This is a genomic window from Candidatus Zixiibacteriota bacterium, from assembly GCA_014728145.1.
GTDB lineage: Bacteria > Zixibacteria > MSB-5A5 > JAABVY01 > JAABVY01 > WJMC01.
On record WJMC01000130.1, the window covers coordinates 1 to 4,344 of the forward strand.

Consider the following 4,344-nt stretch of genomic DNA (forward strand, 5'->3'; position numbering starts at 1 on the left):
TGCCGTTTTCGATCAGGAAAGTACCGTCGATCGTGGTGCCGGTCACCATAGTGCGCATCGGGTTGAGGTAGTTGACATACCAGAAATGGGTGATATAGATTCCACGCTCGACCGAGGCGATCATCTCTTTAAGATTGCTCTGGCCACCATCCATAACCATATACTTGGGGTAGGGGGTAAAGGCTTTGTACGCGGGATGCGCATGACCGGTCGACTTGCGTCCGGCCAGGTTGGCGAAATAGGAATTCCAGACCACGTTGCGGGCGATACCCCTGTCGATCAACTCGACTTTCTGGCGAGGAACACCCTCGTAGCCGAACGGCATTCCCTGCATCTTCTCATGATATGGATTTTCGGTCAGCGATATCTTTGGTCCCAGGATCGGCTTTCCCAGTTTGCCGCTCATGAATGAACGATGGGAGATATATGACTTGCACCCGAAACCGAGAAATGACAGAAGAAGCACCATCTGCCCCAAAGCCGGCGGTTCAAGAATGACCGTGTACTCTCCCGGATCGAGGCGGACAGGATTGACAGACTTAACCGCTTTGTCAGCGGCTGTTTGCGCCAGTGATTCCGGGAGGATCTGGTCGATATCGCGTGACCACCCGTAGGCATAGCCGGAATTATCCTGATCTCCTGAAAGTGTCAGCGACAATTCTGCTTCTGCCCCTTTCCAGTACTGCTCGGTGCCGAGAGAATTGACTACCGCGGCATGATCGGTGGTGATCCGGTACGCGCCGGACGATTTCAGGTCATTCTGCCCGGCAATAGAATTTATTTTCTGCAGGTCGGAAGCCCGTCTCTGAGGCGAATATTCGGCTGTTTGAGCAAGGTATGAATCGACCGGAAGCGCTGAAGGGCTGTATGGCAGAGTCTGGAAGTCCTCGTCAGGGCTCTGCACGACGCAGATTTCCTCAGCCTTTCTTAACGTATTGACGATATCCTCGAATTCGAGGCTGTTGGTAATTGCCACCCCGACTTTCTTGTTTTTGATCGCACGTACGATAACTTTGTTTTCGGCCGTGGCCAGGTTCTGGGTTACATCGCTGTCAGCAAAACGTGTCAGGTCGAGTTTTTCAGCTTCCAGGACGATTTCAGCCTGGTCGGATTCAGCCTGCGAGAGGGCCTGCTTAAAAGTCGACAGGATCCTGTCTTCAGACAATATATCTTTCCTGGATGTCATATCAGCCTACCCTGACCTTTCGAAAACGCGCGGGTGAACATCCCTGTGCGGTGCGGGCATTCTGCCCCGGCTGGCCTTTTCCGCAGTTGGGTGTGCCCCAGATTCTCCACTGGCTTTCGTCTCCGATCGCATCGCATGAATTCCAGAACTGGACAGTGCTCCCTGAGTAACGGGGAGATTTCACCATGGTAGTCAGTTTGCCTCCCTCGATCAACCAACCGACCTGGCCACCCAGGGTAAAGCCCTCGCGATTATCGTCGATCGACCAGCTGTCGGGCGCGGTAACATATAAACCTTTGTCTATTTCTCCAATAAGCTGGTCAAAGCTTTTATCACCCGGGTTCATGAGCACGTTCGGTATTCTCACGATCGGCACATTCATCCAGCCCGACGCGCGACAGCATGCAGTCGATTTTTTACCTATCCGGGAAGCTGTTTCACGGTCCGAGAGATAATTGACAAGCATTCCCCGCTCGATCAAAGGAGTTTTCTCGGTTTTCACACCCTCGTCGTCGTAAGCGTAAGTTGCCAGCCCGCCGGGCGCTTTAGAATCTGCCGTAAAAGTGACCAGCTCGGAAGCATATTTTAAGTTATCGAGCAGGTCCGGGGTTGCAAACGAGATACCCGAGAAATTGCGCTCGTAACCGAAGACACGGTCGAGTTCGAGCGGATGACCGACCGACTCATGGATCTGAAGCGAGAGCATATCTCCCGAAAGCACCACATCCATCTCGCCCTCGGGACAGTCTTTGGCCCAGGCCAGCGCTTTAACCTCCTCCACCAGACCTGGCAGGCTTTCGGCAAAGTCGAACTTTTCGGTGATCTCGTACCCGCCGGTCACCCATTGCCCGCCCGGTGTCGGATAGGCTCTTTCGTACTGTTCGCGATGAGACTTTATGATACCGCAGGAAGCGCCGATCCCGGCCTGGTAGATATCCTGGGTAATCTGCGACCCGGCACTGGAGGCAAAAAATTTGGAGGTCTTGTAAAAACTCATCGAAGCCGAGGAAGTCGTAATCTGGTCATCGATTCGCATCATGCTCTCGAGCTGTTCGAGATAGGCCACTTTTTCGGACAGTGACACCAGGAAAGGATCTTTTTTTATCGGTGTTTTGTAACTGTCCGTCACCTTCTCCACCGGGGCCAGCTCGATTGATTTTTGATTTATAGTTGCCGAAGCCCGGGCGATCTGGAAAGCCTTTTCAACGGCCACGATTATCGTTTCCTCAGATGTCACCGCTTCAGCCGCAAAACCCCAGGCTCCATCGGCAATCAGCCTGATCGCGAAACCCCTTGAGAATGAGCGGTTGAAGGTCTCCGGCCGGGCGTCGCGAACCGCGAGGTCCTGCTCGGTCAGTTCCTCATAGCGGAAATCGGCATAGGAAGCACCTTTTGCCAGGGCATGCTCGATCGCAGATTGTGAAAGCTTGTCCAGATTCATGAGGGGAATATATCAGCTAACATCTATTTCGTCAAGCTTGGCGGAACGTTCGGCCAGCTTGAGTTTCTCGATCAATTCATCCAAATTGCCTCCCAGGACATCATCGAGTTTGTAAAGGGTCAGGTTGATCCGGTGATCGGTGATCCGTCCCTGGGGAAAGTTGTATGTTCGAATTTTGGCCGAACGGTCGCCAGTTGAAACCATCTGCTTGCGCTGGCTGGCGATCTGCTCATTCTGTTCACGGGTGGCTTTTTCCAGCAGGCGTGCACGCAGTACCTTGAGGGCTTTGGCTTTGTTCTTGTGCTGTGATTTTTCATCCTGGCAGGTGACCACCAGCCCGCTGGGGACATGGGTGATGCGTACTGCAGAATCGGTAGTGTTGACCGACTGGCCTCCCGGGCCGGTGGACCGGAAGACATCGATACGCAGTTCGTGCTGGTTGATATCGACTTCGACCTCCTCCGCTTCCGGGAGTACCGCCACCGAGGCGGCCGAGGTATGAATGCGCCCGGAGGATTCGGTTTCGGGCACACGCTGAACACGATGAACGCCCGATTCGAACTTGAGGTTGCCGTAACAGTTGTCGCCTTCGACCATGAAAATGATCTCCTTGAAACCGCCTACCCCGGTTGGATTGGATGTCATCAATTCGCTCTTCCAGCTCATTGCCTCGATATAGCGCTGATACATCCGGTACAAGTCGGAAGCGAACAGGGCGGCCTCTTCGCCACCCGTGCCGGCCCGGATTTCCACAAGCGCGTTTTTGCTGTCATTGGGGTCACGGGGAACCAGAAGCAGTTTGAATTTTTCCTCGAGCTCTTTCAGTTGCGGGCGAAGTTCCTCGATTTCGGCCTTGGCCATCTCGACCAGTTCATCGTCCTCGCCGGAATCGCGCACGCTTTTATCATCTTCGATTGTTTTATGAACTTTTTTGTACTCGCGACCTGTTTGAAGGATCTCCAGTAATTCTTTTCTCTCGCGTGAGATATCCCTGATTTTCTTCTGGTCGGCGAGAACACCAGGATCGGAGAGCGATTTATCCAGTTTTTCCAGCTTTTTTTCGAGATTATCGACAATTTCGAGCATAGCTAATGAGCCTCGACTTTTTCAGGTGTTTCCATGCGCAGTGAATTTTTGAGCGCGGCGATGGCGACCTCGAGCTGGCTGTGGTCGGGCTCCTGGGTGGTGATTCTCTGGAGCCAGAGGCCGGGTTTGATAAGTACCTGGGTTAGTTTATTGTCACGGGTCTTCCCGGATAATTTCAATAGTTCATAGGAGATTCCGGCCACCAGAGGCAGAAGCATGAGGTGCAGGCCGAAGCGGGTCAAGAGCGCCGGCGGATAACCGGTGATCAAATAAAAGATCGTATCCGATATCGAATAGGTCAGAATTGCCAAAATCGCCACGATCAGGATAAAACTCGTTCCGCAACGGGGATGAAGCCGGGTGTAACTGGCGGCGTTTTCGGGGGTAAGATCGACCCCGTTTTCATAGGCGAAAATTGATTTGTGTTCGGCGCCATGGTACTCAAACACGCGCCTGAATTCGCCGAAACGGGAGATCATCCAGACATACGCAAGAAACATCAAAACCCGGATTACGCCGGCAACGAGATTGAATGACAGTGCTTCACGACTGACCCCGATAAGCGATGAGAAAAACAGTGGCAGAAAGAAAAAGATGCCTATACCGAGTGCGAAAGCGATTACCGCGGTAA

The 4,344-nt window shown here is 53.0% G+C and carries 4 protein-coding genes; all 4 read right to left on the reverse strand.

Annotation, left to right across the window (positions count from 1 at the left end; translation table 11 throughout):
• On the reverse strand, positions 1-1,186 hold a 1,186-nt coding region (locus GF404_07615; GenBank protein ID MBD3382047.1), incomplete at its 3' end, for a hypothetical protein.
• Position 1,187: 1 nt separating this feature from the next.
• Positions 1,188-2,627 carry a TldD/PmbA family protein gene (locus GF404_07620; GenBank protein MBD3382048.1) on the reverse strand — a complete coding sequence of 480 codons (1,440 nt, stop codon included), beginning with the start codon at positions 2,625-2,627 and terminating at the stop codon, positions 1,188-1,190.
• Between the two features lie 12 nt (positions 2,628-2,639).
• On the reverse strand, positions 2,640-3,713 hold the full coding sequence (gene prfA, locus GF404_07625; protein ID MBD3382049.1) for a peptide chain release factor 1: 1,074 nt from the start codon (positions 3,711-3,713) through the stop codon (positions 2,640-2,642).
• A gap of 2 nt (positions 3,714-3,715) precedes the next feature.
• Positions 3,716-4,344: DUF1385 domain-containing protein (locus tag GF404_07630; GenBank protein MBD3382050.1), on the reverse strand; the 629-nt coding region annotated here is incomplete at its 5' end.